Origin of the sequence: Allobosea sp., from assembly GCF_017308015.1 — a bacterium.
Lineage (GTDB): Bacteria > Pseudomonadota > Alphaproteobacteria > Rhizobiales > Beijerinckiaceae > Allobosea.
In genome coordinates this window covers 46,268-72,408 of record NZ_JAFKFW010000008.1, presented here as the reverse complement: position 1 = coordinate 72,408, position 26,141 = coordinate 46,268, and the positions used below count along the sequence as shown (strand labels likewise).

25 protein-coding genes and 2 tRNA genes are annotated in these 26,141 nt (G+C 67.2%); 16 read left to right on the top strand and 11 right to left on the bottom strand.

Annotation, left to right across the window (positions count from 1 at the left end):
- Positions 1 to 223: 223 nt before the first annotated feature.
- Positions 224 to 298: transfer RNA gene (locus tag J0I42_RS09045), tRNA-Gln, on the bottom strand.
- 148 nt (positions 299 to 446) lie between these two features.
- Here J0I42_RS09045 and J0I42_RS09040 point away from each other — a divergent pair.
- From J0I42_RS09040 to J0I42_RS09030, 3 genes are all read left to right on the top strand, one after another.
- A tRNA-Pro gene (locus J0I42_RS09040) sits at positions 447 to 523 on the top strand.
- A 319-nt stretch (positions 524 to 842) separates the two neighbouring features.
- Positions 843 to 977: a hypothetical protein gene (locus J0I42_RS09035; protein WP_291654497.1), complete on the top strand. Its 135-nt coding sequence runs from the start codon at positions 843 to 845 to the stop codon at positions 975 to 977.
- A gap of 16 nt (positions 978 to 993) precedes the next feature.
- Complete coding sequence (locus J0I42_RS09030) at positions 994 to 1,908, top strand: MBL fold metallo-hydrolase (protein ID WP_291654496.1); 915 nt, start codon at positions 994 to 996, stop codon at positions 1,906 to 1,908.
- Positions 1,909 to 1,918: 10 nt separating this feature from the next.
- On the opposite strand, the gene J0I42_RS09025 is transcribed toward J0I42_RS09030, so the two are convergent.
- Positions 1,919 to 2,698: a DUF1499 domain-containing protein gene (locus J0I42_RS09025; protein ID WP_291654495.1), complete on the bottom strand. Its 780-nt coding sequence runs from the start codon at positions 2,696 to 2,698 to the stop codon at positions 1,919 to 1,921.
- A gap of 232 nt (positions 2,699 to 2,930) precedes the next feature.
- Positions 2,931 to 4,556 carry a long-chain-fatty-acid--CoA ligase gene (locus tag J0I42_RS09020; RefSeq protein ID WP_291654494.1) on the bottom strand — a complete coding sequence of 542 codons (1,626 nt, stop codon included), beginning with the start codon at positions 4,554 to 4,556 and terminating at the stop codon, positions 2,931 to 2,933.
- Positions 4,557 to 4,691: 135 nt separating this feature from the next.
- Between J0I42_RS09020 and J0I42_RS09015 the strand changes: the two genes are divergently transcribed.
- From J0I42_RS09015 to J0I42_RS09000, 4 genes are all read left to right on the top strand, one after another.
- Positions 4,692 to 5,156 (top strand): MarR family winged helix-turn-helix transcriptional regulator, encoded by a 465-nt coding sequence (locus J0I42_RS09015; protein ID WP_291654493.1) that lies wholly within the window; start codon positions 4,692 to 4,694, stop codon positions 5,154 to 5,156.
- Between the two features lie 6 nt (positions 5,157 to 5,162).
- On the top strand, positions 5,163 to 6,626 hold the full coding sequence (locus J0I42_RS09010) for an amidase (protein ID WP_291654492.1): 1,464 nt from the start codon (positions 5,163 to 5,165) through the stop codon (positions 6,624 to 6,626).
- A 156-nt stretch (positions 6,627 to 6,782) separates the two neighbouring features.
- Positions 6,783 to 8,159: an aspartate aminotransferase family protein gene (locus J0I42_RS09005; RefSeq protein ID WP_291654491.1), complete on the top strand. Its 1,377-nt coding sequence runs from the start codon at positions 6,783 to 6,785 to the stop codon at positions 8,157 to 8,159.
- A gap of 207 nt (positions 8,160 to 8,366) precedes the next feature.
- Positions 8,367 to 8,576 (top strand): hypothetical protein, encoded by a 210-nt coding sequence (locus tag J0I42_RS09000; RefSeq protein ID WP_291654490.1) that lies wholly within the window; start codon positions 8,367 to 8,369, stop codon positions 8,574 to 8,576.
- Positions 8,577 to 8,798: 222 nt separating this feature from the next.
- Here the strand turns inward: J0I42_RS09000 and J0I42_RS08995 are convergent, their stop codons facing one another.
- Complete coding sequence (locus J0I42_RS08995; protein ID WP_291654489.1) at positions 8,799 to 9,395, bottom strand: L,D-transpeptidase; 597 nt, start codon at positions 9,393 to 9,395, stop codon at positions 8,799 to 8,801.
- 222 nt (positions 9,396 to 9,617) lie between these two features.
- On the opposite strand from J0I42_RS08995, the gene J0I42_RS08990 reads away from it, so the two are divergent.
- The gene (locus J0I42_RS08990; RefSeq protein ID WP_291654488.1) at positions 9,618 to 10,547 is read left to right on the top strand and encodes a histone deacetylase family protein; all 930 of its coding nucleotides are present in this window, start codon (positions 9,618 to 9,620) and stop codon (positions 10,545 to 10,547) included.
- Between the two features lie 19 nt (positions 10,548 to 10,566).
- Here the strand turns inward: J0I42_RS08990 and ribB are convergent, their stop codons facing one another.
- Positions 10,567 to 11,847: a 3,4-dihydroxy-2-butanone-4-phosphate synthase gene (gene ribB, locus J0I42_RS08985; RefSeq protein WP_291654487.1), complete on the bottom strand. Its 1,281-nt coding sequence runs from the start codon at positions 11,845 to 11,847 to the stop codon at positions 10,567 to 10,569.
- 103 nt (positions 11,848 to 11,950) lie between these two features.
- Entirely contained in the window at positions 11,951 to 13,069 is a 1,119-nt protein-coding gene (aroC, locus tag J0I42_RS08980) for a chorismate synthase (RefSeq protein ID WP_291654486.1), read from the bottom strand.
- Between the two features lie 380 nt (positions 13,070 to 13,449).
- Between aroC and J0I42_RS08975 the strand changes: the two genes are divergently transcribed.
- On the top strand, positions 13,450 to 14,235 hold the full coding sequence (locus tag J0I42_RS08975) for a pseudouridine synthase (protein WP_291654485.1): 786 nt from the start codon (positions 13,450 to 13,452) through the stop codon (positions 14,233 to 14,235).
- A 12-nt stretch (positions 14,236 to 14,247) separates the two neighbouring features.
- Here the strand turns inward: J0I42_RS08975 and J0I42_RS08970 are convergent, their stop codons facing one another.
- Positions 14,248 to 18,267, bottom strand: a complete 4,020-nt coding sequence (locus J0I42_RS08970) for a Pls/PosA family non-ribosomal peptide synthetase (RefSeq protein WP_291654484.1) — start codon at positions 18,265 to 18,267, stop codon at positions 14,248 to 14,250.
- 252 nt (positions 18,268 to 18,519) lie between these two features.
- The gene (locus J0I42_RS08965; protein WP_291654483.1) at positions 18,520 to 19,131 is read right to left on the bottom strand and encodes a histidine phosphatase family protein; all 612 of its coding nucleotides are present in this window, start codon (positions 19,129 to 19,131) and stop codon (positions 18,520 to 18,522) included.
- Between the two features lie 125 nt (positions 19,132 to 19,256).
- Here J0I42_RS08965 and folP point away from each other — a divergent pair, with 125 nt between their 5' ends.
- From folP to folK, 3 genes are read left to right on the top strand one after another with little or no spacing between them, the layout of a single operon-like run.
- Positions 19,257 to 20,099, top strand: a complete 843-nt coding sequence (folP, locus tag J0I42_RS08960; RefSeq protein ID WP_291654482.1) for a dihydropteroate synthase — start codon at positions 19,257 to 19,259, stop codon at positions 20,097 to 20,099.
- On the top strand, positions 20,096 to 20,470 hold the full coding sequence (gene folB / locus J0I42_RS08955; protein ID WP_291654481.1) for a dihydroneopterin aldolase: 375 nt from the start codon (positions 20,096 to 20,098) through the stop codon (positions 20,468 to 20,470). Before folP ends, folB begins: the two co-directional genes overlap by 4 nt.
- Positions 20,460 to 20,975 (top strand): 2-amino-4-hydroxy-6-hydroxymethyldihydropteridine diphosphokinase, encoded by a 516-nt coding sequence (gene folK / locus J0I42_RS08950; RefSeq protein ID WP_291654480.1) that lies wholly within the window; start codon positions 20,460 to 20,462, stop codon positions 20,973 to 20,975. Before folB ends, folK begins: the two co-directional genes overlap by 11 nt.
- A gap of 54 nt (positions 20,976 to 21,029) precedes the next feature.
- Here folK and fabI read toward each other — a convergent pair whose 3' ends face one another.
- The 3 genes from fabI to J0I42_RS08935 all read right to left on the bottom strand — a co-directional run bounded on the left by fabI (position 21,030) and on the right by J0I42_RS08935 (position 23,579).
- The gene (gene fabI / locus J0I42_RS08945; RefSeq protein ID WP_291654479.1) at positions 21,030 to 21,869 is read right to left on the bottom strand and encodes an enoyl-ACP reductase FabI; all 840 of its coding nucleotides are present in this window, start codon (positions 21,867 to 21,869) and stop codon (positions 21,030 to 21,032) included.
- A gap of 155 nt (positions 21,870 to 22,024) precedes the next feature.
- Positions 22,025 to 22,954, bottom strand: a complete 930-nt coding sequence (locus J0I42_RS08940) for a DnaJ C-terminal domain-containing protein (protein ID WP_291654478.1) — start codon at positions 22,952 to 22,954, stop codon at positions 22,025 to 22,027.
- A gap of 154 nt (positions 22,955 to 23,108) precedes the next feature.
- Positions 23,109 to 23,579, bottom strand: a complete 471-nt coding sequence (locus J0I42_RS08935; RefSeq protein WP_291654477.1) for an RT0821/Lpp0805 family surface protein — start codon at positions 23,577 to 23,579, stop codon at positions 23,109 to 23,111.
- A gap of 123 nt (positions 23,580 to 23,702) precedes the next feature.
- Here J0I42_RS08935 and pdxH point away from each other — a divergent pair, with 123 nt between their 5' ends.
- From pdxH to J0I42_RS08915, 4 genes are all read left to right on the top strand, one after another.
- Entirely contained in the window at positions 23,703 to 24,317 is a 615-nt protein-coding gene (pdxH, locus tag J0I42_RS08930) for a pyridoxamine 5'-phosphate oxidase (RefSeq protein WP_291654476.1), read from the top strand.
- 67 nt (positions 24,318 to 24,384) lie between these two features.
- Positions 24,385 to 25,107, top strand: coding sequence for an SDR family NAD(P)-dependent oxidoreductase (locus J0I42_RS08925; RefSeq protein ID WP_291654588.1), 723 nt, complete (start codon positions 24,385 to 24,387; stop codon positions 25,105 to 25,107).
- 16 nt (positions 25,108 to 25,123) lie between these two features.
- Positions 25,124 to 25,606 carry an NUDIX hydrolase gene (locus J0I42_RS08920; RefSeq protein ID WP_291654475.1) on the top strand — a complete coding sequence of 161 codons (483 nt, stop codon included), beginning with the start codon at positions 25,124 to 25,126 and terminating at the stop codon, positions 25,604 to 25,606.
- On the top strand, positions 25,603 to 26,049 hold the full coding sequence (locus tag J0I42_RS08915) for a TIGR02301 family protein (RefSeq protein WP_291654474.1): 447 nt from the start codon (positions 25,603 to 25,605) through the stop codon (positions 26,047 to 26,049). The genes J0I42_RS08920 and J0I42_RS08915 overlap by 4 nt, the downstream gene beginning before the upstream one ends.
- Positions 26,050 to 26,141: the final 92 nt, after the last annotated feature.

Sequence of the window (26,141 nt, the reverse complement as noted above, 5' to 3'; positions counted from 1 at the left end):
CGACAGCCGAGACAGGCATACGCCCGACCTTCGGATCGGCGCCCGCGATGAAGGAGAAGGCTGCCCTCCGGCCTGACGACCCTGACCGGAGATCGATCACCGCATCGAGACCGGGCCGATTCGGGACGCGAGCGTGACGGGATCGGCCAGGATCTCATGGCCATGCCCGCCGGCCTCCTCTGGAAGGGTAAGCCGAAACTGCCGGGCCAACTCACTGCAGGCATGGCTGGGGCGGGAGGATTCGAACCTCCGCATGGCGGTACCAAAAACCGCTGCCTTACCGCTTGGCGACGCCCCAATGTGCGGCGCCTTCTAGAACGCGGCGGCGCGGCGCGCAACCATCAAGCGACCGCGCCCGCTCCCGTCCCGCAAGAATTCCTCCAGAACCTGCAAAGAGCCTGTTGCGCCGGAGCCGCGTGCTGGCTATAAGCCGCCCACCAGCGGATCGGAGTGTGGCTCAGCCTGGTAGAGCACCTCGTTCGGGACGAGGGGGTCGCAGGTTCAAATCCTGCCACTCCGACCAAAATTTCCCGAGACATATCAGAAGTTTACGGAAGCGGCCCTCACGGGCCCTTTTCTTTTCCCGGCAGCCTGCTGACCGGAAAGCCGTCACCCAATCGTCAAATGGCATGCCTATTGCTCCGGCCCTGAAACGGAGACGACCATGCTACGCGACTGCCCGACCGATGCAAAAGCCACCCTGGCCGTGATCGCCCTTTCGGCGCTCTGCATCCTCGGCTGGCTCGCCGACCTGAGCCTCTGACCACCTCGATACGGTGCCCCTGTCACCCGGCCCCGACAGCCTCTAGAATGCCGCTTCATCGAATCGAACGGTCGAGGCCATGAAGCGCATCACCCTCCTTGCCGGCATCCTCGGAATGGCCGTGCTCCTCTCCGGCTGCGACAAATGCGGCAATTTCGGCCCCCTGTTCGGCCCCTACGATACGAAAAGCTGCAGCGACAAATCGACAGGCTAGGGCCGCAGCGCCAGAGATGACCGACGAGATCGCATTCGACCGAAGCGCGACGACCGCCGCCGGAACGGTCGCGCACCTCTCCCCGCTGGTGCGCCGGATCATCGCCGGCAATGGCGGGCCGATGACCTTCACCGGCACCTGCTCCTATATCGTCGGCCGCGGCACGGTGGCGATCATCGATCCCGGCCCCGACGATCCCGGCCATGTCGAGCGCCTGCTGGCAGCGGTGCGCGGCGAAACGGTCAGCCATATCGTCGTAACCCATACCCATCGCGACCATTCGCCCGCCGTTCCGATGCTGAAGGCCGCGACCGGCGCGACGGTCGTGGGCTGCGCGCCGCATCGCCCGTCGCGGGAGCCCGGACCGGGCGAGGGCCGCGTGCTCGATGCCGCTGTCGATACCGAATTCGCGCCGGATTGGGCGATGGGTGACGGCGACGGCATCTCCGGGCCCGGCTGGAGTCTCGCCGCCGTCGAAACGCCCGGCCATACCGCCAATCACCTCGCCTTCACGCTCGCCGAGGAGGAGACCCTGTTCTCCGGCGATCATGTCATGGCCTGGTCGACCTCGGTCGTCGCGCCGCCGGACGGCTCGATGGCCGCCTATATGAGCTCGATCGAGAAGCTGCGCGGGCTGGAGCACGCCCGCTACTGGCCGGGCCATGGCGGCCCGGTGACCGAGCCGCAGCGCTTCCTGCGCGGCCTCGTCCAGCATCGCCGCCAGCGCGAGGCCGCGATCCTGAACCGGCTCGCCGCGGGCGATGAAACGATCGCGGCGATGGTACCCGTGATCTATCAGGGCCTGGCACCGGCCCTGCACGGCGCCGCGGCGCTTTCGGTGCTGGCCCAGATCGAGGATCTGGTCCTGCACGGTGCCGTGCAATGCAGCGACGCCATTCCGTCCCTCGCCAGCCGCTACAGGCTCACCTGAAGCGCTTCGCTCAACGGCTCTCCATCAGCAGTTCGATCTCGTCGGCGAAGGCCGCCACTCGCGCGGCATTGGCGCCGAGATCATGGCTGCCGAGACGCGAGGCCGAGCGGATATCGATGCGGCTGCCATCGACGCGCGGCCTGACGCGAATGGCGATATCCTCGGAGAAGCGCAGAATGCGGCCGCGGGCGACGGCCTCGACCCGGCCGGCACCGCTGCGTCCGCCCGGCCGCGCCGTTTCCAGCACCTGCCAGCCGAGGCCGAGCGCCGCGCGCCTGGCGAGGTCGAAAGCCGCATCGGCCGGCAGCTCGAGCAGGATCGGAACGGCCTTTGGGTAGGCCTGCCGCTGCAGGCGCCGACGTTCGGCCGGAACATCCGGCGGGATGCGCCCGGTGCGGGCCGTCAGCGCAGCCTGCGAGCGGCTGAAGGCTGGAGGATCGTCGATATCCGTCGAAACATCCGCCAGGGCCGGCTTTGTCATCAGCTTGAGCGCAATATAGCCCGCCGGCGCAAGCAGGATGAGCGAAAGCAGCATCGCGCCTGTCGCCATGCCGACGCCGCGATGGCCGGACTGCCAGATCCGAATGAAGGCGAGGATGGCGAGCCCGAGCGCCGCGAGCACGATGACATACGCCCCGACAACCGGCGCAAGCCCCTCGATGCTCGGCTCCCGCAAACGGACGAGCAGCAGCGACAGCAGCAGTACCGCGAAAGAGAACCAGGCCAGCCGCCGGCTCCAGACGGCAGCGCGCGAAACCGGTTCCTCGAAGACGAGACGGCGGTGCATCATGCTTTCGTGCCTGTCGCCGACCCGGAAGGCAAGTCGCCAGGCAGGCCGGGCGGTCGACGCGGCCAGGGGCATTCCGGGCTGATCTCGTCGTCGAGTGCCGGTGTCGGCGAAAGTGTCAAGCCGGCGCGCCTCACCGCCGGGGAGGCAAGGCGATTCCGGACGAAGCAGTTCCGAGGCGACACAGCAACGGCGCCCCCCAGGAACCGTTCGCGCTTCAGGCACGAGGCACGGCTCATCCCGGCAGCCGGTAATCCCTGAACATCTCACGCAGCTTGGTCTTCTGGATCTTGCCGGTCGCAGTGTGCGGAATCGCCTCGACCAGCACGACATCGTCCGGGAGCCACCATTTCGCGATCTTGCCGGTCATGAAGGCGAGAATCTCGTCCTTGCCCGGCGTCCGTCCCGGCTTCGGCACGATCACAAGCAGCGGCCGCTCGTCCCATTTCGGATGGGCGACGCCGATCACAGCGGCTTCGGCGACATCGGGATGGCCGACCGCGAGATTCTCAAGATCGATCGAGGAAATCCACTCGCCGCCGGACTTGATGACATCCTTCGAGCGGTCGGTGACCTGCATATAGCCGGCGGGGTCGATGGTCGCGACATCGCCGGTGTCGAAGAAGCCGCGATCGTCGAGGATATCGTCTCCGCGCCGGTAATAGCCGCCTGCGACCGCCGGCCCGCGCACCTTGAGCCGGCCGAACGTCCTGCCGTCCCAGGGCAGGTCCGTGCCGGCATCGTCGGTGAGCCTGAACTCGACGGTGAAGGGCGGATGGCCCTGCTTCACCTTGAGATCGTAGAGCGCATCGCCCGAAAGCCCCTCATAGACCGGCTTCAGCGAACAGAAGGAGCCGAGCGGACTCATCTCGGTCATGCCCCAGGCATGAGCGACGGTGACGCCGAATTTGCGTTCGAAGGTCTCGGTCATCGCACGCGGGCAGGCCGAGCCGCCAATGACGACACGCTTCAGCGTCGAGAGCTTGCCGTTCGTCGCCTCCAGATGTTGCAGGAGTCCGAGCCAGACGGTCGGCACCGCCGCCGTCATGGTCACACCCTCCTCCTCCAGCAACTGGTGCAGCGAGGGACCGTCGAGCCTGGCCCCGGGCATGACCAGCTTGGCGCCGGTCATCGGAGCGGAATAGGCCAGCGACCAGCTATTGGCGTGGAAGAGCGGCACGACCGGCATCACCGTGTCGCGCGCCGACAGGCCCATATAGTCGGGCGCGGCGCAGGCGAGCGCATGCAGCACGTTCGAGCGATGCGAATAAAGCACGCCCTTGGGCCCGCCGGTGGTGCCCGAGGTGTAGCAGAGCCCGGCAGCGGTATTCTCGTCGAAGCGGCCCCAGGCGAAATCGTCGTCCGACTCGGCCAGCCAGTCCTCATAGGCGACGGCGTTCCGGAGGCCGGTCTGCGGCATATGCGCGGCATCGGTCAGGACGACATAGCGCTCGATGCTCGGCAGCTTGTCCTGGATCGCCTCGATCATCGGCACGAAGGTCAGGTCGAGGAAGAGCAGACGGTCTTCCGCATGACCGACGATCCAGGCGATCTGCTCCGGGAACAGGCGCGGGTTGACCGTATGCGTGATCGCGCCGATGCCGCTGATGCCGTACCAGAGCTCAAGATGCCGGTCGGTGTTCCAGGCGAGCGTCGCGATCCGGTCGCCCAGCGCGATGCCCTCGCGCTGCAAACGCTTCGCCACCTTCAGGGCGCGGCTGCGGATCTCGACATAGCTGCGTCGCCTCAGCGCGCCATCCTCGACAGCGCGGCTCACCACCTCGCGCGTGCCGTGCTGGATGGCAGCGTGGTCGATGATGCGGTGGAGCAGAAGGGGCCAGTCCTGCATCAGGCCGAGCATGCGCTTGTCCTCCCAAATCCGTCTTGACCGCAGGATAGCGAGCGGTTTCCACGAAAGGGAAGTCATCCCATCGAAGGCTCGCCTGCGCGTGCGGGATGGTTTAGGTCTGATCCTTCAAGAGCGGGGGGAAGCGCCATGACCGCAGCGAAAGCCTTGCAAGAGGCCGTGACAGAACCGGACAGGGTCTGGTTCCGCTTCATGCGGCTGCACCAGCGCATGCTGATGCAGATGACGGCGCGCATCCGCATGCTCGGGCTTTCGATCCCGCAGTTCGACCTGCTCTCGACCTTGACCGAGCAGGAGGGCATCAGCCAGAGCGAACTGGCCGAGCGGCTCTATGTCACCAAGGGCAATGTTTCCGGCCTCGTCGACCGGCTGGTGCAGGCCGGCCTCGTCGAGCGCCGCGCCATCGCCGGCGACCGGCGTTCCTACGCGATGCACCTGACCCCGGAAGGCCGCCGGCTCGCGGAAGCCGGGATCGCCGCGCAGCGTGACTTCGTCGCCAATACGCTCGGCAAACTGAAACCGGACGACCTCGCCGAGCTCGACCGCCTCGTGCTGGTCTGGCGCGATCTCGCCCGCGCCGTCGACGCCGAGTGAGCTGCGATGGCTGACGGCATCGACCTGACCGCCTCCGCTACCGCCCTGCGTCAAGCGCTGCTCGCCCGCCGCTTCAGCGCCACCGATCTCCTTGAGGCGACCTTCGCCCGTATCGATGCGCTGAACCCGCACCTCAACGCGATCGTGACCGAGGATCGCGCTGCCGCCCGCATCATGGCGAAAACCTCCGACGCACGCATCGCCGAGAGCAGGGCCCGCCCGCTCGAAGGGCTGCCGATCACGATCAAGGACGCGTTCGACGTCGCCGGCCTGCCCTCCTCCGGCGGGCTGCCGGCGTATCGCGAGCGCGTGCCCACCGAAGATGCCGCAGCAGTGGCAAGACTGCGCGCGGCCGGCGCGGTCATCATCGGCAAGACGAACGTTCCCGTCTTCTCCGGCGACTTCCAGAGCTACAACCCGGCCCATGGCGTGACCAACAATCCCTGGGACGAGGCGCGCTCGCCCGGCGGCTCCTCGGGCGGGGCTGCCGTTGCGGTCGCGACCGGCATGAGCGCCTTCGAGCTCGGCTCCGATCTCGGCAGCTCGATCCGCTGGCCGGCCCATGCCTGCGGCGTCTTCGGCCTGAAGACGAGCTGGGGGCTGGTCTCGACCTGGGGCGCGATCCCGCCGCCACCGGAGCGACGCACGCCGCGCAATGCCGACCTGATGGTCGCCGGCCCGATCTCGCGTGCCGCCGAGGATCTCGATCTGATCCTGCCGGTCATCGCCGGTCCGCGCGACACCGCCCTGCCCGCGCCGGGCCTTGCCGAGCCGCGCCGGGCGAGCGCGAAGGGTCTACGCGTCGCGCTCTGGGCAGACGACCCCTTTGCCCCTGTCGACAAGGAAGTCTCGGATGCCGTGCGCGAGGCCGCGCGCCGCCTGGCCGAGGCCGGCGCGATCGTCGACGAGACGGCGAGACCCTCCGTCCGCTTCGCCGACGCCTTCGAGGTGTATGCGCTGCTGAACCATGCCGTCGTCGCCTATGGCCTGCCGCCGAAGGTGCGCGCCCGCATCCAGGCGCAGGCTTCGCGCTTCAGCCCGAATGACCTCTCGCATCAGGCCCTGCAGGCCCGCGGCGCCCGGATGACGCCCGGTCTCTACCAGCAGATCGACCAGCGCCGCCGCGCCCAGAAGCGGCAATGGGCCCGCTTCTTCTCGTGTTACGACGTGGTTCTCTGCCCACCGGCCCCCGTCGCCGCGATCCCGCATGACCATGGCCCGGATATCCATGCGCGGCGCCTGATGGTGAACGGCGAGCCACGGCCCTATCTGGATTTCCTGCTCTGGGCTTCGCTCGCCACCGGCGCGGACCTGCCGGCCCTGTCAGCGCCCGTCATGCATTCGCGTGACGGCCTGCCGCTCGGCGCCCAGATCATCGCGCCCTTCGGCGAGGACCGCACGGCCATCGCCGCCGGCGCCATCCTGGAAGGGCTCGGCAGTCGCTTCACGCCGCCGCCAGTCGCCGGTTGAGCCGCCCGCAAGCGGCGCTGCACCCGCCGCGAGCGAAGCCTTTCCGTTTCACGCGCTCTGCGGCAGAGTCTACCGTACCCTGCGCCAAAATCGCTCAACATTTGCGGTCACATCGGCGTATATTGGAAAGAATATTCAACAAAACCGGGAGCCATCATGCTGTCGAATGTCGCCGTCAGGGATATCGAGACCCTCGTCCATCCCTATACCAACCTCGCCACGCATCGGCAGACGGGCCCGCTCATGCTGGAGAGCGGCAAGGGCGTCTACGTCTACGACTCGTCGGGCAAGGAATATATCGAGGGCATGGCCGGGCTCTGGTGCACCTCGCTCGGCTATTCCAACCAGGAACTGGTCGAGACCGCCTATGAGCAGATGAAGAAGCTGCCCTTCACCCATATCTTCGGCGGGCGCAGCCATGATCCGGCGATCGAGCTCGCCGAGAAACTCAAGGAAATCGCCCCGGTTCCGATCTCCAAGGTGTTCTACGGCGCCTCCGGCTCCGACGCCAACGATACCCAGGTCAAGATCGTCTGGTATCTCAACAACGCACTCGGCCGGCCGCAGAAGAAGAAGATCATCTCGCGGCTGAAGGGCTATCACGGCGTCACCGTCGCCTCGGCCTCGCTGACCGGCCTGCCGAACAACCATATCGATTTCGACCTGCCGCTGCCGGGCATCCTGCACACTTCCTGCCCGCACCATTACCGCTTCGCCGAGCCGGGCGAGAGCGAGCAGGATTTCTCGTCGCGGCTTGCCGCCGAGCTGGAGGAGATGATCCTGCGCGAGGGGCCGGACACGGTCGCCGCCTTCATCGCCGAACCGGTAATGGGCGCCGGTGGCGCAATCATCCCGCCGGAAGGCTATTTCGAGAAGATCAACGCCGTGCTCGCCAAGTACGACGTGCTGTTCATCGCGGACGAGGTCATCACCGGCTTCGGCCGCACCGGCAAGATGTTCGGCACCGAGACCTACGGGCTCAACGCCGACTCGATCTCGCTCGCCAAACAGATCACCTCGGCCTATTTCCCGCTCAGCGCCGTAATGATGAACGACAAGATCTATGACGTGCTCGTCGACCAGAGCCGCAAGATCGGCACGTTCGGACATGGCAACACCTATGCCGGCCATCCGGTCGGCTGCGCCGTCGCGGTCAAGACGCTGGAGATCTACCAGCGCGAGAAGATCGTCGATCACGTCGAGAAGGTCTCGCCGACCTTCCTGCGCCGCCTGAACAAGCTGACCGATCACCCGCTCGTCGGCGAGGCCAAGGGCGTCGGCCTGATCGGCGGCGCCGAGCTGGTCAAGGACAAGCAGACCAAGGCCTCGTTCGAAGGCAAGAAGGGCGTCGGCGCCAAGGCCGTGGCCTATGCGCTGGAAGAGGGCTTCATCACCCGCGCCATGGGCGACCGCCTCGCCTTCTGCCCGCCGCTCGTGATCAACGAGGCCGAGATCGAGGAAATGTTCAACCGCTGCGAGCGCGCCCTCGACAAGACGCTGAACTGGGCCAAGGCCGAAGGCCTGATGGCCTGAGCGGTCCGATCGCGCAGGAAGACCAGGGCCGGGCGGCAACGCCCGGCCTTTTTCGTGACCAGCAATATGGCAGGGCACGCAGCTTCGCCGGAAATCGCCACGAACAGATCACAGTGGCGCCGCGACGCCGTCCCGATCCGCCATCAGACAGGCCGGGCCGGCAGGCATGAGCCGCCGGCACGAGGTCCATCAGCGCGAGTCAGGAACATGCTTCAACGCGACTCCCAGTCCCCGGCACCGACCCGGAAGGGTTTCCACGATGCGGCGGCGCGGGCGACCTATGCCTCCCGCTTCCGCCCGATCGCAATTCCGGCGGTTGCTGCTGGAACCAGACAGGTTCCGCCTGCGTTGAAGCAGCACGGTGAGGCGCGCCAGGCCGATTTGCCCGGCGTTCTCCGCCATGGTTTCTACGACTGAAACCTCCCCTTCGAGACCCTCCACTTGGCCGGTGCGGAGCTTGCTCCCACCGGCCTTTTTCGTAGGCGGGAGTACGCTGCCTCTACGCGGAAACACACCGTCAGTCCGGGGCGGCCGCGGGCCTGAGCCCGGAATTGGCGATTGTCGCTCTGCAGAAGGGATCCCAAACGAAAACGGGCGGCCCGAAGCCGCCCGCCGGAAACTCCCGTCGCCCGATGACGATCAGACGACGACGACCTTCGCGCCAGCCGGAACGCGGTTGAAGAGGTCGATCACGTCGATATTACGCATCCGGATACAGCCGGACGAAGCCGAGCGGCCGATCGTCTCCGGCTCGTTGGTGCCGTGGATGCGATAGAGCGTGTCCTGGCCGTTCTGGTAGAGGTAGAGCGCGCGCGCACCGAGCGGATTGTTCGGGCCGCCATTCATGCCGCCGGCGACCGGCTTCAGATGCGGCCAGCGCTTGACCATCTCGGCCGGCGGCGTCCAGCGCGGCCATTCCGCCTTGCGCTGCACCACGGCCTCGCCGGTCCAGCCATAGGCTTCCTCGCCGGTGGCGACGCCGTAGCGGATCGCCTTCTTGTTCGGCAGGACGAGATAGAGGAACTTTTCCTTGGTATCGATATAGATCGTGCCCGGCGGCTGCCCGGTCGGATCGCTGATCTCGTAGGGAAGATAGGGCAGGTAGGTGTCGAACTTGGGGACGAGCGCGATATACTCGGCGTCGCGGGCTGACAGGGCCGGCGCGCTGACGCTCTTGTACTGGCAGGCGCCCAGCAGGGCGGACAGCGCCAGTGCAACGAAAACGGTCTTTTTCATAGCCTCCACCCAGCCGACCCGAAGGCAGCCTTTATGATGAATCGAACGTTAACGCTTCGTATCGCCAGGGCGCTTCCCCACAAGCGGCGGCTCGGCGAAGCACTAGGCCTCAAACGGCCATGGTGCAATCCGGTTCCCTTTTCAGGCTCCAGAAGGCCGTTTAGCGTGGCAAAGCGGCCACGCATGACGTTTCGGCCGGCCACCATGCAGGGATGACCGGCCTTGACGACCCTGCTCTTCACCCACCCGGCCGGTCTCCGACATGCCATGCCGCCGGGCCATCCCGAATGTGCGGACAGGCTGAAAGCGATCGAACATGCGCTGGAGGCCGAGCGCTTCGCGGCACTGATTCGGCTCGAGGCCCCGCTCGGCACACTCGATCAGGTCGCCCTCTGTCATCCTGAACCCTATGCGCAGGCCCTGATCGCATCGGCGCCCACAGCCGGTTTCATCCAGGTCGATGCGGACACGCTGATATCGCCCGGCACCATGGAAGCGGCGCTGCGCGGCGTCGGCGGCGCGGTCGCAGCGGTGGACGAGGTGATGGCCGGCAAGGCGCGCAACGCCTTCGTCGCGATGCGCCCGCCCGGCCACCACGCCGAGCGCGAACGCGCCATGGGCTTCTGCTTCTTCAACCACGCCGCGATCGCGGCGCGCCACGCGCAGAAGGCGCATGGGGCCGGGCGCGTCGCCATCATCGACTGGGACGTGCATCACGGCAACGGCACGCAGGACATCTTCTGGGACGATGCCAGCGTGCTCTATGCCTCCGTGCACGAGATGCCGCTCTATCCGGGCACCGGCGCGGCTTCGGAGCGCGGCGCGCAGGACACGATCGTCAACGCCCCCTTGCGGGCCGGCGACGGCTCCGACGAATTCCGTGAAGCCTTCGAGGTCGCAGTCCTGCCGCGACTCGACGCGTTCCGCCCCGATCTCTTGGTGATCTCGGCCGGGTTCGACGCGCATTGGCGCGACCCGCTCGCCAGCCTGAACCTGCGCGAATCCGATTTCGCCTGGGCGACGCAGAAGCTGATGGAGACGGCCGACCGCCTTGCCGGCGGCCGGGTCGTCTCGGTGCTGGAGGGCGGCTACGACCTCGACGCACTCGCGAAATCGACGGCCGCCCATGTCTCGGCGCTGATGGAAGGCTGAGCGCGGGGAAGCGCTGCGTTTATTCCAGCGGCTCCGTCCCGGCGATCTCGATGCCGAAACCGGAGAGGCCGACGAAGGAGCGCGGGGAGGAGGCGAGGTTCACGATCGAGCGGACGCCGAGATCGCGCAGGATCTGGGCGCCGAGCCCCACCTCGCGCCATTGCTGGCTGCGCAACGCATCCGAACCCTCATCATCGACGCTCTTGATCGGCACGCCGGCGCTGCCGTCGCGCAGATAGATCAGCACGCCCTTGCCGTCCTGCTGGAAGCGGCGGAGCGCGCACTGGATCGAGCCGGCGCCGCCGAGCACGTCGGCGACGACGTCGGCGCGATGCAGACGAGCCGGCACCTTCTCGCCATCGCCGAGCTTGCCCATCACGAAGGCGAAGTGCTGGGTGCTGTCGAAGGGCGTGACATAGACATGGCCGGTCACGTCGCCGAACTCGGTTTTGACCGGGAAGGAGTGCACGCGCTCGACCAGCTTCTCGCGCGACTGGCGATAGGCGATCAGGTCCGCGACGGTGATCTGCTTCAGCCCGTGCTTCTCGGCGAAGGCGGTGATCTGCGCGCCCTTCATCACCGTGCCGTCGTCATTGGCGAGTTCGCAGATGACGCCGACCTGAGGGAGGTCGGCGAGCTTGCACAGGTCGACGGCGGCTTCCGTATGGCCCGAGCGCATCAGCACGCCGCCATCCCTGGCGATGAGCGGAAAGACATGGCCGGGTCGGACGAAATCGGCCGCGCCCATGTTGCCGTTGGCGAGCGCGCGGACCGTGTTGTTGCGCTGCTCGGCCGAGATGCCGGTGGTCAGCCCGTGCTTGACGTCGACCGTGATGGTGAAGGCCGTGCCGAGCGGAGCATCGTTCGACGAGACCATCGGATCGAGCCGCAGGCGCCGGGCCTCGCTCGTGGTCAGCGGGGCGCAGACGATGCCGCAGGTATTGCGGATGATGAAGGCCATCTTCTCGGGCGTGCAGAGAGACGCGGCGATGATGAGATCGCCCTCGTTCTCGCGATCGTCGTCATCGGTGACGATGACGATCTCGCCACGGGCAAAGGCTTCGATGGTCTCGGCGACATTTGTGGTCATGGCAGCCTCGCGCGCCCCGGACAGGCCGAGGAAATCATTGGGGGTGACGGCGCCGCCCGTGGCGGCGGTGATGCGCTCAGCGCTTTCGCGGGAGATCCAGGCAGCCGGATCATTGCACAAAGCGGTCACGCTGGCCGGCGACAGGCCGACCTGTTTCGCGAAGGCGCTGCGTGCGATCCTGTTCTGCCGGAGCCAGACGTCGAGCTTCATGCCGCCAAGTTAATACGGCACCGTTTCACCTGCAATGAATCATGTCTGCATTTTCAGTATTGCTGAAATGCAAGCAGCAACGCAGCGGCAAAGGCCCTCCGCGTCACTCCTGGAACGGCCAGCGCGGCTCGACGACGCCAACCTGCGCGCGATGGCGCAGATACTGGTCCGCCAGCACGCAAGCGACCATCGCCTCGCCGACCGGCACGGCGCGGATGCCGACACAAGGGTCATGGCGGCCCTTGGTGAACATCTCCGCTTCGCCGCCGGTGCGCGTGACCGTCGCGCGGGTCGCCAGGATCGAGGAGGTCGGCTTCACCGCGAAGCGCGCGACGATCGGCTGCCCGGTCGAGATGCCGCCGAGGATGCCGCCGGCATGATTGGAGAGGAAGAGCGGCTTGCCGTCATTGCCGGCGCGCATCTCGTCGGCATTATCCTCGCCGGACAACTCTGCTGCCCCGAAGCCTTCACCGATCTCGACGCCCTTGACCGCATTGATGCTCATCAGCGCAGCGGCGATCTCGGCATCGAGCTTGGCATAGATCGGCGCGCCCAGCCCCGCCGGCACGCCCTCGGCGACGATCTCCAGAACGGCGCCGATCGAGGAGCCGGATTTCCTGACGCCGTCGAGATAGCCCTCGAAGAAGGCCGCGGCCTTCGCATCCGGGCAGAAGAACGGATTGCGGCCGATCTCGTCCCAGTCCCAGTTGGCGCGGTCGATCTTGTGCGGTCCCATCTGGACGAGGGCGCCGCGCACGATCATGCCCGGCACGACCTTGCGGGCGATGGCGCCGGCGGCGACGCGCATCGCCGTCTCGCGGGCCGAGGAACGGCCGCCGCCACGATAATCCCGGATGCCGTATTTGACGTCGTAGGTGTAGTCGGCATGGCCCGGCCGGTACTTGTCCTTGATGTCGGAATAATCCTTCGAGCGCTGATCGACATTGTCGATCATGAGCCCGATCGAGGTGCCGGTCGTCACCTGCACGCCGTCGCTCTCGCGGGCAAAGACGCCGGAGACGATGCGGATCTCGTCCGGCTCCTGACGCTGCGTGGTGAAGCGCGACTGGCCCGGCCGGCGGCGGTCGAGATCGCCCTGGATATCGGCCGCGGTCAGCGGAAGGAGCGGCGGGCAGCCATCGACGACGCAGCCGATGGCGGGGCCATGGCTCTCGCCGAAGGTGGTGACGCGGAAGAGATGTCCGAAGCTGTTATGCGACATGGGAGCCCGATACGTTTGCTACCGGCTCTTAAGCCGGATCGGCGCGCGGCGAAACCCCGGAAGGACGGCCGCCGCCATTGACAAGGCCGGGCGGTACCGGCTTCAAGCAGAACATGAAGCGGACGCCCAGCCCTTCGCGCTCCTGGCGCCCCGGGAGCCCCATCATCGCGGGAGCCTAGCCCCGAGCCGCCCGGCAGGGCCGCTTCGGGGTCGATCCGGCTTTCGACCAGCCTGCCTGCAGGCATCGGGCCACGCTTTTTCCGCCATCGACAGGCTTCCGCATCGAAGCCAGCCGCCGCCCGAGGATGGGACCAGCCGCTCGCGACCTTTCCAGCGCGGCGAGCCTGCCCGCGGCGCCGCGATCAACAGCCAGGCTCATCATGAGATTCCTTCGCAGGGCCCCGACCCAGGCATCGACGGCAACCGTCAGCCTTGCGCGCGCGCTGTCCAAGCTCGGCTACTGCTCGCGGACTCAGGCCGAAAAGCTGGTGCGCGAGGGGCGCGTCGCCGTCGATGGGCGCATCGTGCGGCAGGTCGAGTTGCGCATCGACCCTCAGAGGGCACGGCTGGCAGTCGACGATCGGCCGGTGACGGCGGCCCGGCGCATCTACCTGATGCTCAACAAGCCGCGGGGCATGGTGACGACCGCGAACGACCCGGAAGGGCGCCAGACCGTCTATGCCTGCCTGGGGGGCCTGAACCTGCCTCATCTCGCCCCGGTCGGACGCCTCGACATGGCAAGCGAGGGCCTGCTGCTGATGACCAACGACACGCGCTGGGCACAGCGCATCCTCGACCCGGCCTCGGGAGTGGACAAGACGTATCACGTCCAGATCGACCGGATACCGGACGACGCCTTCATGGCGAGGCTGAGGGAGGGCGCGGTCGACGGAGACGAGGTGCTGTCGATCCGTTCAGCGGCCCTGCTGCGCTGCGGAGAGCGCAATGCCTGGGTCGAGATGGTGATCGACGAAGGTCGCAACCGGCAGGTCAGGCGGATCGTCGCAGCCGCCGGCGCCGAGGTGCTGCGCCTCGTCCGGGTCAGGATCGGCGAACTCGCGCTGGGCGATCTCGCCAAGGGCGCCATCCGCGAACTGGCCCCCGAGGAAATGGCGCTGCCGCTCGCCGGCCATCCTGCCGGCGCGCCTCACGCCGACGCAGGCTGAGCCGTCAGCGCCTCAGTGCGCCGGCCCCTTAGCCGGCGCTGCCGGGGCGCCCTCCCAGCGCGTATGCGCCGGCAGGCTCTCGCCCTTCATGATGACGGTGAGCAGGCCGATCTGGGCGAAGTCCCCGACATGGGTGTCGTAGAGCACCGTGGCGCCTGCGCCGACGCAGACGCCCTTGCCCAGCCGCACGCGGCCGACTTTCATGACCCGATCCTCGTAGAGATGGGTCTGCAGCGCCGAATGGGCGTTGATCGTGCAGAAATCGCCGACCTTGATACAGTCGAACTCGGTGATATCCGTGGAATCGAGCCAGACGCCCTTGCCGTATTTCGCGCCGAACAGCATCAGGAACCAGGGCAGGAAAGGCGTGCCGCGCAGATAGTCGAACAGAACCTTGCCGCCGAGGCCCCAATACATCACCGCCACGGCCTCGGTGCGCATCGCCCACCACGACCACATCGGCTTCATCACGGGCTTGTAGACGCCCATCATCAGCCATTTGACGGCGGCACAGATCAGGGCCTGCACGATGGCGATCGCCATGGCGACGCCCATGAAGGACAGAACGAGGCCGAGCCAGTCGCCCTCGTTGATCTTCTGCTGCAAGACCATGTCGACCGCGATCGTGCCGAAGGTGATGAACAGCATCGCCGGGAAGGAAGTGTGCAGCGCCTCGAAGACGCCGCGCCCGAACTGCTTGGCGAAGGAAGGCTTGTAGGTCCAGTCGGCGCCGAGATCGACCTTCTGCCGCGTCGGCAGGCGGATCGGCGGCGAGCCGAACCAGGTGTCTCCGGACTGCATGCGGTCATTGGCGGGGGGCTTGGACTTGATGCCGATCAGCACGCGGTCGGGAATGACGGCGCCGGGGGGCACCACCGCATCATTGCCGACGAAGACCTGCTCACCGGTACGCGTCGCGTCGAGGCGCATATAGCCGCGGCGCATGTCCTCGTCGCCGAAGACGACCTCGTCGGCGATGAAGTTGCCGGCACCGATGCCGGTCAGGTCGTAGCGACCGGAGAGATTGGTCGAGATCTCCGCGCCCTTGCCGATGCTGGCGCCCATCAGCCGGTACCAGGCCCGCATATAAATGGTGGCGAAGAGCGAGGAGAGCGTCTCCAGCGTCACCTCGGTCGCCAGCGCCACCGTCCATTTGCGAGCGTAGAAGCCGGAATGGATCGACCAGGAGCCGGAGGTCACGCGCGGCAGGATCGCCCAGCGCAGGGCGGCCATCAGCAGCACGGTGAAGGCAATCAGGCCGATCGCCGTCGGCCAGGTCAGCAGCGGCAGGAACCAGAGATAGCTGATATCGGTCCAGCCGGCGATGAAGTAGTCGATCTTGTCGAACAGCCAGAAGGCCGGGAAGATCGGCAGCAGGCTGACCGGCGGCAGCACCACCAGCATCAGGATATAGAAGCACGTCAGCAGCGCGCGCCGCCCTGCCGACGCCTCGGCCTGCGGCGGCAGGGCAGCGACATCGACCGTGCCGATCTTGCGCGCCGGCGTGCCGTCCCAGACCTCGGCTGCCCCGATCCGGGCGCCGGGCCGAACGGCGGTCAGGTCGCCGATTTCGGCATGGTCGCCGATCACCGAATCGTGGCCGAGCACGACGGAGGCGCCGACGGAGACATCCTTGCCGATGGCGATGCGACCGATGATCAGCTTGTCACCGATCGCCTCGCCATTGGCGAAAGTGGTCTTCGAGCCGAAGGTCGTGAAGTCGCCGATCTCGATCAGGTCGATCGCGCCGGCCTCGTAATCGGAGATGATGACGTCGCGGCCGACCTTGGCGCCGAGCAGGCGCCAGTAGAAGCGCATCACCGGCGTGCCCTGCAGCCATTTGATATGGACGAGCCCGGCGATGCGGGCGGCAAACCACCAGCGGAAATAATAGACGCCCCAGAGTGGATAGACACCCGGCTTCGTCCGGCCCAGCACCAGCCATTTCAACCCGATGGCGATCAGGCCGGTGACGACGATGATCGCGACGTAGACGCCGAGCAGCGCGGCGATCTGGCCGAACAGCGGCAGGTCCTCGCCGGAGAGGATCATGTAGGTGACGAAGACGCCGAGCCATTGGGCCGTCGCGAGGCCGATGATGACCGGCAGCGCCACCGCCTGGGCGAGGCCGCAGAGGAAGCGCCGCAGGAAAGGCGGCGGGGTGAAGGAGAGATCCTCGGCCACGGCGACGCCGCGCTCGTCGAGAAGCACCGCCATCGCCCGCAAGGTGCGGGCGGCATAGACATCCTGCAGTGTGATGCCGGCATAGGCCGGCATCTCGCGCACGATCGAGATGAAGCGGGCCGCCAGCAGCGAGTGCCCGCCGAGATCGACGAAGAAATCAGCCTCCAGCGGCAAGCTCGCGGTGCCGAGCACGCGCTTGGCCGCTTCCAGCAGCGCGGCTTCCGTCGCATTGCGCGGCGGCTCCTGCTCGCCATCCGCACTCGGCGCCGTCAGCGGCGCCGCCTTCAGCATCTTGCGGTCGACCTTGCCGGAAACCATGCGCGGCAGCGAGCCCGCCGCCTCGAAATGCGCCGGCACCATGTAGGGCGGCAGCTTTTCCCGCAGAGCCGCCCGCAACGCCGGACCATCGACCGCGACGCCTGGCTCTGGCACGACGAAGGCGACAAGCCGCTCGATGCCGTCATCGGTGCGCAGCACGACCGCAGCCTGCGCGACGCCGGGCTCGTCGGCAAGCTTCGACTCGATCTCGCCGAGCTCGACGCGGAAACCGCGAATCTTGATCTGGTCGTCGATGCGACCGTGGAAGACGATGTTGCGGTTTTCATCGAGGCTGACGGCATCGCCGGAGCGGTAGAGGATCGGATCGCCTTCGCCCGCGACCCCGGTGAAGGGGTTGGCGATGAACTTCTCCGCCGTCAGCTCGGGACGGCCATGATAGCCTCTGGCCACGCCGGGGCCACCGATCAGCAATTCGCCCTGCTCACCGGGATGGACGAGGCGCATGTCCTCGCCGACGACATAGGCCGTGTAGTTCGGGATCGGCTTGCCGATGGTCACCGTCTCGCCGGGAACGACCTCGGCCGCGGTCGCGACCACCGTCGCCTCTGTCGGCCCATAGGTGTTGAGGATGCGCCGGCCGGGCTTCGACCATTTCTGCACGATCGCGGGCGGCAGCGCCTCGCCGCCGAGCAGGATCAGCTTCAGCGAAGGCACGTCGGCCGGCAGGATGCCGAGCAGGGTCGGCACGGTGTCGATGATGGTGACGCCGGCCCGGTTGAGGATCGCCGGCAGTTTCTCGGCATCGCCCATCATCTCGGGTGACGCGACGAAGAGCGTCGCGCCGACGAGATAGGGCGTCCAGATCTCCTCCATCGACAGGTCGAAGGCGACGGAGGCGCCCTGGAAGACGACATCGTCAGGCCCGAAGCCGTAGATCGCGTTCCCGGAGCGCAGAAAGTGGCAGATGTTGCGATGGCTGATGACGATCGCCTTCGGCGTGCCCGTCGAGCCGGAAGTGTAGATCAGATAGGCCGGATGATCCGGCGTCAGGCCGGCGGGGCGCGCCGGCGGCTCCGTGCCATCGGCGCCCGCGGCAAGGTCCCCGGGCGTCCAAACGGTGCGTTCGGTCGCCTCGGCCCGGCCGGCCCACGCGGTGCAGGTGACGATGCCTCTGGCCTGCGCGTCGTCGAGGCAGGTCGCGATGCGCTCGACCGGCGCTTCGGCATCGAACGGAATCCAGGCCGCGCCGACCCGGGTGATCGCGATCTGCGCGACGAGCAGGTCGATTCCGCGCGGCATCCACAGCCCGATCATGTCGCCGGGACCGATGCCGGCGAGATGAAGGCCGCGCGCCTGGCGTCCGGCTTCAGCCCAGACCTCGGCGTAGGTCATGCGGCGCTCGAGGTCGGTCAGAGCGGGATGATGGGGGCGGATCGCGGTCGTCGCCGCGAAAATTTCGGCCAGAACCTCGTCCCGAATCAGGTCGGGACGCTTCTCGCCGGCCAGCATGGCGAGGGGATTTGCGGCAGCCGCGTCAGACGCCGCCGACAGCTTCGTCATATCGTTCATCGCGCCCCGCTGCGCTGAAAGGCCCGTCTCTCATGCCGCGGCAAATCCTGCCTTCGGCCCTTGTGGCGCCTTATCACGCACCTCGTGAAGAAAACCGGAATCGCCGCTTCTGCCTCGCGACTTTCGCATGAGCCCCCCGGCCGGGCAGGGTTGCCGCATCACGCTGCTTCGCTAGCATATCCTCCCTGCCGAAGCACGCGTGAACCGATGATGAATGCCGGCGCGCCGTTGCACCCCGGCACCGAGGGAAACTCAGAGCCAGTCCGCCTTGTTCCCGCTGACGACGAGCAGCTTGCCCTGCCAGATTTCGACCATCGAGGCCTCGCGCGGCGCCACGGCCCCAACCAGCGCCAGCACGGCGCGTGCGACACCGCCATGGCTGACGATCACCGTCTCGTGCTGGAGCTCTTCCAGAACCGGCCGTATCCGCTCGGCAAGCATGCGGTAGCTCTCGCCGCCCGGCGGTACGAAGCCCCATTTGTCGCGCTCGCGCAGATGCGCCTGCTCGCGCTCGGCCTTGCGGATGTCGCGCCAGGTGAAGCCTTCCCACTCGCCGAAGGTCAATTCGCGCAGACGATCGTCGATACGATAATCGTCCGCCGGCAAAGCCAGCTCACGCCGGAGAATATCCATGGTCTCGCGCGCGCGCTGCATCGGCGAGCCGATATAGTCGAGATCGGCGCAAGCCGGCTCCAGCGCCTTCAGGCGGCCGGCAGCCTCCGCAGCCTGACGGCGGCCGAGATCGTTCAGGGGAATGTCCTGGCTGCCCTGCAGGCGGCCCTCCCGATTCCAGTCGGTTTCGCCATGACGGACGAGAATGAGACGGTGAGGAAGCGAGAGCGGAACCATAGAAGGCTTCTGCACGCTGGCACCGGCAGGGTCAAAGCTCTTCCCGGCGCTTTGCGCCGAGGGTGACAATCGGCCGCTTTCTGTGGCCGATTCCACACGGGCTGTGTATAGCGCCCTTGCCCAATCATCGGCGGAACCGCATGCCCCCTGCCCTTACCCTGCCCGACGGCCGCAGCCTCCCGCTTCCCGCGACGCCGCTCGTCATGGGCATCGTCAACATCACGCCCGATTCGTTCTCGGACGGCGGATTGCTGGCGAATGCCGAGGCGGCGATCGCCCATGGCGCGCGCCTCGCCGGCGAAGGCGCGGCCATCGTCGATATCGGCGGCGAATCAACGAGGCCCGGCCACGCCACCGTCGATGCCGCCACCGAGATGGGCCGCGTGCTGCCGGTCATCGCCGGGCTGAAGGCCAAGGTCGACACGCCGATCTCTATCGACAGCTACAAGGCCGAGGTCGCGGAAGCGGCTCTCGCCGCCGGGGCCGCGATCGTCAACGACGTCTGGGGCGCCCAACGCGACCCGCGCATCGCAGCGGTCGCCGCCCGGGCCGGCGCGCCGATCATCCTGATGCATAACCGCGAGACCATCGATGCATCGCTCGACATCTTCGACGATGTTCTGCGCTTCCTCGAACGCTCGATCGCGATCGCGATGCAAGCCGGCGTGCCGCAAAGCCAGATCGTCGTCGATCCCGGCATCGGCTTCGGCAAGACGGTCAGGCAGAATCTCGACTTGATCCGCCATCTCGACCGGCTCAGCGTGCTCGGCTGCCCGATCCTGCTCGGCGCCTCCCGGAAATCGACGCTCGGGCGCATCACCGGCCGGGAGGTCCCGGCGGAGCGGCTCGCCGCCAGCATCGCCGCGCATCTCTATGGCGCGAGCCGCGGCGCCGCCATCATCCGCGCCCATGACGTCGCCCCGCATATCGACGCGCTCAAGACCTGGGCGGCCATCGAAGACAGCATGAAAGCAGACCTGTGAGCGAAACCGGCCGCATCCTGATCGAGAAACTCGATATCTACGCCTATCACGGCTTCTTCTCGGAGGAAGAGCGGCTCGGCCAGCGCTTCGTCCTCGACCTCGTGCTGAATGCCGACCTGCGGGCCGCCGCCTCCAGCGACCGGCTCGCCGATACCGTCGATTACGGCCGCGCCGTCACGATCGTCGCCGAGACCTTCACAGCGCGCCGCTACAACCTGCTGGAGGGCGCGGCGCGGGCCGTGGCTCTCGCGATCCTCGACGCATTCCCCTCGGTCGAGAGCGTCGAGGTCACGCTGCGCAAGCCCGCACCGCCGATCCCGGCGACGCTCGGCTCGGTCGGCATCCAGTTGAGGTTCCAGCGTGAAGGTTGAGGCCGCACTCGCCTTCGGCGGCAATATCGGCGATCCCGTCGCGGCCTTCGCCTCGGCGCTGAAGGGCTTGCGCGAGCATCCGGATGTCGCGCTCGGCCGGCTGTCCTCGATCTATCGCACGCCACCCTGGGGCAAGACCGATCAGCCTGAGTTCCTCAACATGGCCGCGCTGGTCGAGACCTCGCTGCCGCCGCAGGACCTGCTCGCTTTCTGCCTCGAACTGGAGCGTGCCGGAGGCCGCGAGCGGCGCGAGCGCTGGGGGCCGCGCACGCTCGATATCGATATCCTGACCTATGGCGACGCGATCATCGACCAGGCGCGACTGCAGATCCCGCATCCGCGCATCCCCGAGCGCGCCTTCGTGCTGACACCGCTCGCGGAGATTCTGCCGCAGCGCCTGATCGGCGGGCGCAGCGTGGCCGATCTGCTTGCCGCCGCCACAGACGAAACGATCCGCCGCGACGAGGCCGCGACGGATCGACTGAGGGATCTGCTGGCAGACTAGGCGCATCGCGCCGAATCGATCAGGCCGGACGGCCGGGCGATCCGAGGCGAAAAGTCAGTCGCCCTTGTCGAGGGAAATGTCGGGCGCGGTCGGCACCTTCATGCCGACGACATGGTAACCGGCGTCGACATGCATGATCTCGCCGGTGATGCCGCGCGACATGTCGGAGACGAGGAAGACCGCGGTCTCGCCGACCTCCTCGATCGTGACCGTGCGGCGCAGCGGCGAATTGTACTCGTTCCAGCGCAGGATGTAGCGGAAATCGCCGATCCCGGAAGCCGCGAGCGTCTTGATCGGACCGGCCGAGATCGCGTTGACGCGGATCTTCGACGGGCCGAGATCGGCGGCGAGATACTGCACGCTCGATTCCAGCGCGGCCTTGGCGACCCCCATGACGTTGTAATGCGGCATCCACTTCTCGGCGCCGTAATAGGTCAGTGTCAGCAGCGAACCGCCATCGGTCATCAGCTTTTCGGCGCGCTGGGTGATCGCCGTGAAGGAGTAGCAGGAGATGAGCAGCGACTTCGTGAAATTCGCCTCGCTAGTCTCGACATAACGGCCGGTCAGCTCGTCCTTGTCGGAGAAGGCGATGCAATGGACGACGAAATCGAGCTTGCCCCAGAGCTTCTCGACCTCGGCGAAGACCGCGTCGATCGTGGCGCCGTCGGTGACGTCGCAATGGCCGACGACATGGCCGCCAAGTTCCTTGGCGAGCGGCTCGACCCGCTTCTTCAGCGCATCACCCTGATAGGTGAAGGCGAGTTCCGCGCCCGCGTCCGCAGCCGCCTTGGCGATGCCCCAGGCGATGGACCGGTTGTTCGCGACGCCCATCACGAGCCCGCGCTTGCCCTTGAGGAGATTGGCGGTCGGCGAAACGGCGTTGGAATCAGGCATGGGAAACCCGCAGATGAACGATGAGCAGGTCTCTTAGAACAGTCGCAGGGAAACGGGAACCGCTTTGATGCCCGCCTCCACGGCTGAATCATGCATGGAGGCGCGCTCCGCGGCCCGCCCGCCGCGTTCTGGGCTGCGTCGGCGTCGGAGCCGGCTCAGTTCGCCTCGTCGCGCGCCTTCATCAGCGCGGTGAGTTCCGCATCGTTCGCGGGCATCTCGATGTCGATGGCCACGAAGAGGTCGCCCACAGCACCCTTCTCACCCTTGAGCCCCTTGCCGCGCAGGCGGAACTGCCGGGTCGTGCCGGTCAGCGGCGGAATATTCATCTCGACGGCTCCGGTCAGCGTCGGCACATGCAGCGGCCCGCCGAGCACCGCCTTCGCGAGCGGCACCGCGACGCGGGTGCGCAGATCATTGCCGTCGACGGTGAAACGGGAATCCGGTTTGATCTTGATGGTCATCATCACGTCGCCGGTCTCGCCCGAGAACGGATCGGCCTGGCCGAGCCCGCGCAGGCGCATCACCTTGCCGTCGCTCACGCCCTCGGGGATGGTGATCTCGACTTCGCGCCCGCCCGGCAGCTTGACCCGGCGCGTGCCGCCGGTCGCGGCCTGCGCCAGCGTGACCTCGAGGGTAAAGCTCTGCTCCGGCGGCTTCTGCGGCTCGGGCCTGCCACGGGCACGCCGTGCGCCCTCGCCGAAGAGCGAGGAGAAGATGTCGGAGGCATCGAAGCCGGCATCGCCACCGCCCGGGCCGCCGCGGCCTGCGAAGGGATGGCCCCCGCCCTGGCCGAAATTGAACTCGAACCCGCCACTGCGCCCGCCCCGGCCGGCGCCCATGCCCTCGAAGCCCTGGAAGCGCGGCTTGCCCTCGGCGTCGATCTCGCCGCGGTCGAACTGCTTGCGCTTGGCCTCGTCGCCCACGATCTCATAGGCGCTGTTGAGCTCCGCGAACTTGTCCTGCGCCTTGGGATCGTCCCGGTTGCGGTCCGGGTGCAGCTCCTTGGCGCGGCGACGGAAAGCCTTCTTGATTTCCGCATCGCTCGCGCCGCGGGCGACGCCCAGAACCTGATAGGGATCGCGCATCCAAAACCTCGTTTCCACGCAAAACCGAACGGCCAGCGCCGAAGCCGCCAGCCGTCCGTCTCGCCCTATGTGGGGGCGGTGTGGCGTGTACGCAACACCTATCCCGGGCCGTTTTGCACCCGGTTCAACGGCGAAGCAAGCGGAGCAGAAAGCGTCAGCCCAGGTCCTTCCAGGGCCCCATGTCCTTGACCGCCCATTCGCCACCCGACGGGCGGCAGGCCGTGCCCTGCAGCTTGACCGGCTTCGCCTGCGTCTGGACGCTGGCGATGAAAGCGCGGCAGATCTCGTCGGAGCGCAGGAACGGGCCACCGACCGGGATGAAAGAACCCTTGATGCCACTTTGGGGATTGTCCCAGGAGACGGCAGCGCCATTGCCCTGAGGATCGAGCGCCACGCTCATCGCGCCGTCGGCACGACGCATGTCTTCCGGCCCGAGATCCGCCGCCAGACTGGCGAGTGGCCCGGCGTGATCACCACCGCGGGCCGGCAGAACCGCCGAAGTCGTCATCGCCGAGGTCGCGGCGACCTCGTCCTCGCTCTTGCTCGACAGGCCGAGAATCGGGAAGGAGACCGAGCAGCCGGCACCGAGCAGCCCCAGAACCACGGCGGCAGCCAGTGGGCGCATGGGGGTTGCGCAACGGTTGAGGCTTTGGAACGCCCCCGCCCCTGCCTTATATAAACCAATCGCCCGGACCCCGACCACTTCTGCGCTCACCCAACGCCATTTCCACTACCCGAGGATTAGAACGTGCAAGCGTTAACGAGCGGTGACTTCACCGAGGAAAACGAGCCTTTCGCCTTGTTCCAGAAGTGGTTGGACGAGGCCACGAAATCGGAGCCGAACGACCCGACCGGAATGGCGCTCTCCACCGTCGATGCCGAGGGCATGCCGAACAGCCGTATGGTGCTGCTCAAGGGCCACGACCCGGACGGTTTCGTGTTCTACACCAACACCGAAAGCCAGAAGGGGCAGGAACTGCTCGGCCAGCCCAAGGCTGCCGCGCTGTTCCACTGGAAGAGCCTGCGCCGGCAGATCCGCATCCGCGGGACGGTCGCGCTGGTGAGCGACGCCGAATCGGACGCCTACTACCAGTCCCGCCCGCGCGACAGCCGCATCGGCGCCTGGGCCTCCCAGCAGTCCCGCCCGCTGGAGAGCCGCTTTGCGCTGGAGAAGGCAGTGGCGAGCTACACGCTGAAATTCGGCATCGGCGAGATTCCGCGCCCGCCCTACTGGCGTGGCTTCCGCATCACCCCGACCTATATCGAGTTCTGGCGCGATGGCGCCTTCCGCCTGCATGACCGCATCGTCTTCCGCCGCAGCGCCGCTGGCGAGGCGTGGACCAAGACGCGCTTCTATCCCTGAGGATTCCCGTTCCATGGCGATGCCGAAATTCGATTTCCCGAAGACCGAACCGGGCAAGCGCCCGGTGATGCTGCTGACCGGGGCGAGCCGCGGCATCGGCCATGCCACGGTGATGCAGTTCGCCATGGCGGGCTGGCGCATCCTGTCCTGCTCGCGCCAGGCCTTCTCCGACAAGTGCCCGTGGCCATCGGGCGCCGACGACCATGTCCAGATCGATCTCGGCGATCCAGAAGACACGATGCGCGGCATCGCGGAGATCAAAAAACGACTGGCCGTCGAGGGCGGCAAGCTCAACGCGCTGGTCAACAATGCCGGCATCTCGCCGAAGGGGCGCAACGGCGAGCGTCTCGGCGCCGCCACCACATCCTTCAACGACTGGCACAAGGTCTTCCAGGTCAATTTCTTCGCGCCGATCATGCTGGCACGTGGCCTGCTCGACGAGCTCACCGTAGCGAAGGGGGCGATCGTCAACGTCTCCTCGATCGCGGGCTCGCGCGTCCATCCTTTCGCCGGCGCGGCCTATGCGACGTCGAAGGCGGCGCTCGCCAGCCTGACCCGCGAGATGGCGGCCGATTTCGGTCCGCTCGGCGTGCGCGTCAACGCGATCTCGCCCGGTGAGATCGACACCTCCATCCTCTCGCCCGGCACCGAGAAGATCGTCGCGACCCTGCCGATGCAGCGCCTCGGCAAGCCCGAGGAGGTCGCCAAGGCGATCTATTTCCTTTGCACGGACGCATCGAGCTACGTCACAGGCTCGGAACTGCACATCAATGGCGGACAGCACGTTTGATGCCGATCAACGCCCGATGAGCGAGGATGGCGGCCAGGTCATCCGCTTCCCCACGCCCGGCCGGGCGGCGGCGCGACCGGTGCTGGCGGCCTCCGTCGCCGTCTTCCGCGACGGCAAGGTGCTGCTGGCGACACGGACGAAGCCGCCGGCCGACCAGCTCTGGTCGTTGCCGGGCGGCAAGGTCGAGGCCGGCGAGACGCTCGAGGAGGCGGCCCTGCGCGAGCTGGAGGAGGAGGTCGGCGTCGTAGCCCGCATTCTCGGCTTCAATCGCCATGTCGAGATTTTCGGCCGCGACGCCAAGGGTGCGGTGACGCATCATTTCGTCGTCGCCTCCTTCGTCGGCGAATGGCTCTCCGGCGAGCCGCGCCCAGGACCGGAAGCCGGGGCTGTGAAATGGGCAGACCCGCTGAAACTCGGCGGATTGGCGACCACGCGCGAGCTCGGCGACGTGCTGCGCCGCGCCCACCGGCTCTTCACCGCGGGCTTGTCGACATCGTGAGGCCCCGACTTTGCCATCAGGCGCTTCTGGCCGCCCTGTTGCTGCTGCCGACCATGGCGGAAGCACAGCAGCGGTCCCAGCAGCCGGCGGAGAAGCCTCCCGCGACCAAGCCTGCCGAGCAACCTGCCTCGGAGCCCAACGCCCCGCCCTATGAGCCCCAGCTCCTGCAATTATCCGAGATCATGGGCTCGCTCGCCTATCTCAGGACGCTGTGCGGTGGCCGCGAAGCGCAGGACTGGCGCACGCGGATGGCCGCGCTGATCGAAGCCGAAGGGCGGACGCCGCAGCGCCGCGACCGGTTAACCGCAGCCTTCAATCGCGGCTTCAAGGCCTATTCGCTGACTCATCGCTCCTGTACCGAGGCGAGCCAGGAGGCCTCGTCGCGGCTCGCCGCCGAGGGCGAGGTGCTGTCGCGGGCCCTTGCCGGACGCTATGGCGGATAGGCAACAACTGTTGCCATAGCGCTTCTTCCACCGGATTTTCCCGGTCGCGTTAACCTTTCTTAAACTGCGCGGTAGCGTGCCGCTCTGGCACG

Coding starts and splice junctions, on each gene's coding strand:
- J0I42_RS09035 (WP_291654497.1), top strand. CDS start 843: ATGAAGCGCATCACCCTCCTTGCCGGCATCCTCGGAATGGCCGTGCTC.
- J0I42_RS09030 (WP_291654496.1), top strand. CDS start 994: ATGACCGACGAGATCGCATTCGACCGAAGCGCGACGACCGCCGCCGGA.
- J0I42_RS09025 (WP_291654495.1), bottom strand. CDS start 2,698: ATGATGCACCGCCGTCTCGTCTTCGAGGAACCGGTTTCGCGCGCTGCC.
- J0I42_RS09020 (WP_291654494.1), bottom strand. CDS start 4,556: ATGCTCGGCCTGATGCAGGACTGGCCCCTTCTGCTCCACCGCATCATC.
- J0I42_RS09015 (WP_291654493.1), top strand. CDS start 4,692: ATGACCGCAGCGAAAGCCTTGCAAGAGGCCGTGACAGAACCGGACAGG.
- J0I42_RS09010 (WP_291654492.1), top strand. CDS start 5,163: ATGGCTGACGGCATCGACCTGACCGCCTCCGCTACCGCCCTGCGTCAA.
- J0I42_RS09005 (WP_291654491.1), top strand. CDS start 6,783: ATGCTGTCGAATGTCGCCGTCAGGGATATCGAGACCCTCGTCCATCCC.
- J0I42_RS09000 (WP_291654490.1), top strand. CDS start 8,367: ATGCTTCAACGCGACTCCCAGTCCCCGGCACCGACCCGGAAGGGTTTC.
- J0I42_RS08995 (WP_291654489.1), bottom strand. CDS start 9,395: ATGAAAAAGACCGTTTTCGTTGCACTGGCGCTGTCCGCCCTGCTGGGC.
- ribB (WP_291654487.1), bottom strand. CDS start 11,847: ATGAAGCTCGACGTCTGGCTCCGGCAGAACAGGATCGCACGCAGCGCC.
- aroC (WP_291654486.1), bottom strand. CDS start 13,069: ATGTCGCATAACAGCTTCGGACATCTCTTCCGCGTCACCACCTTCGGC.
- J0I42_RS08975 (WP_291654485.1), top strand. CDS start 13,450: ATGAGATTCCTTCGCAGGGCCCCGACCCAGGCATCGACGGCAACCGTC.
- J0I42_RS08970 (WP_291654484.1), bottom strand. CDS start 18,267: ATGAACGATATGACGAAGCTGTCGGCGGCGTCTGACGCGGCTGCCGCA.
- folP (WP_291654482.1), top strand. CDS start 19,257: ATGCCCCCTGCCCTTACCCTGCCCGACGGCCGCAGCCTCCCGCTTCCC.
- fabI (WP_291654479.1), bottom strand. CDS start 21,869: ATGCCTGATTCCAACGCCGTTTCGCCGACCGCCAATCTCCTCAAGGGC.
- J0I42_RS08940 (WP_291654478.1), bottom strand. CDS start 22,954: ATGCGCGATCCCTATCAGGTTCTGGGCGTCGCCCGCGGCGCGAGCGAT.
- J0I42_RS08935 (WP_291654477.1), bottom strand. CDS start 23,579: ATGCGCCCACTGGCTGCCGCCGTGGTTCTGGGGCTGCTCGGTGCCGGC.
- J0I42_RS08925 (WP_291654588.1), top strand. CDS start 24,385: ATGCTGCTGACCGGGGCGAGCCGCGGCATCGGCCATGCCACGGTGATG.
- J0I42_RS08920 (WP_291654475.1), top strand. CDS start 25,124: ATGAGCGAGGATGGCGGCCAGGTCATCCGCTTCCCCACGCCCGGCCGG.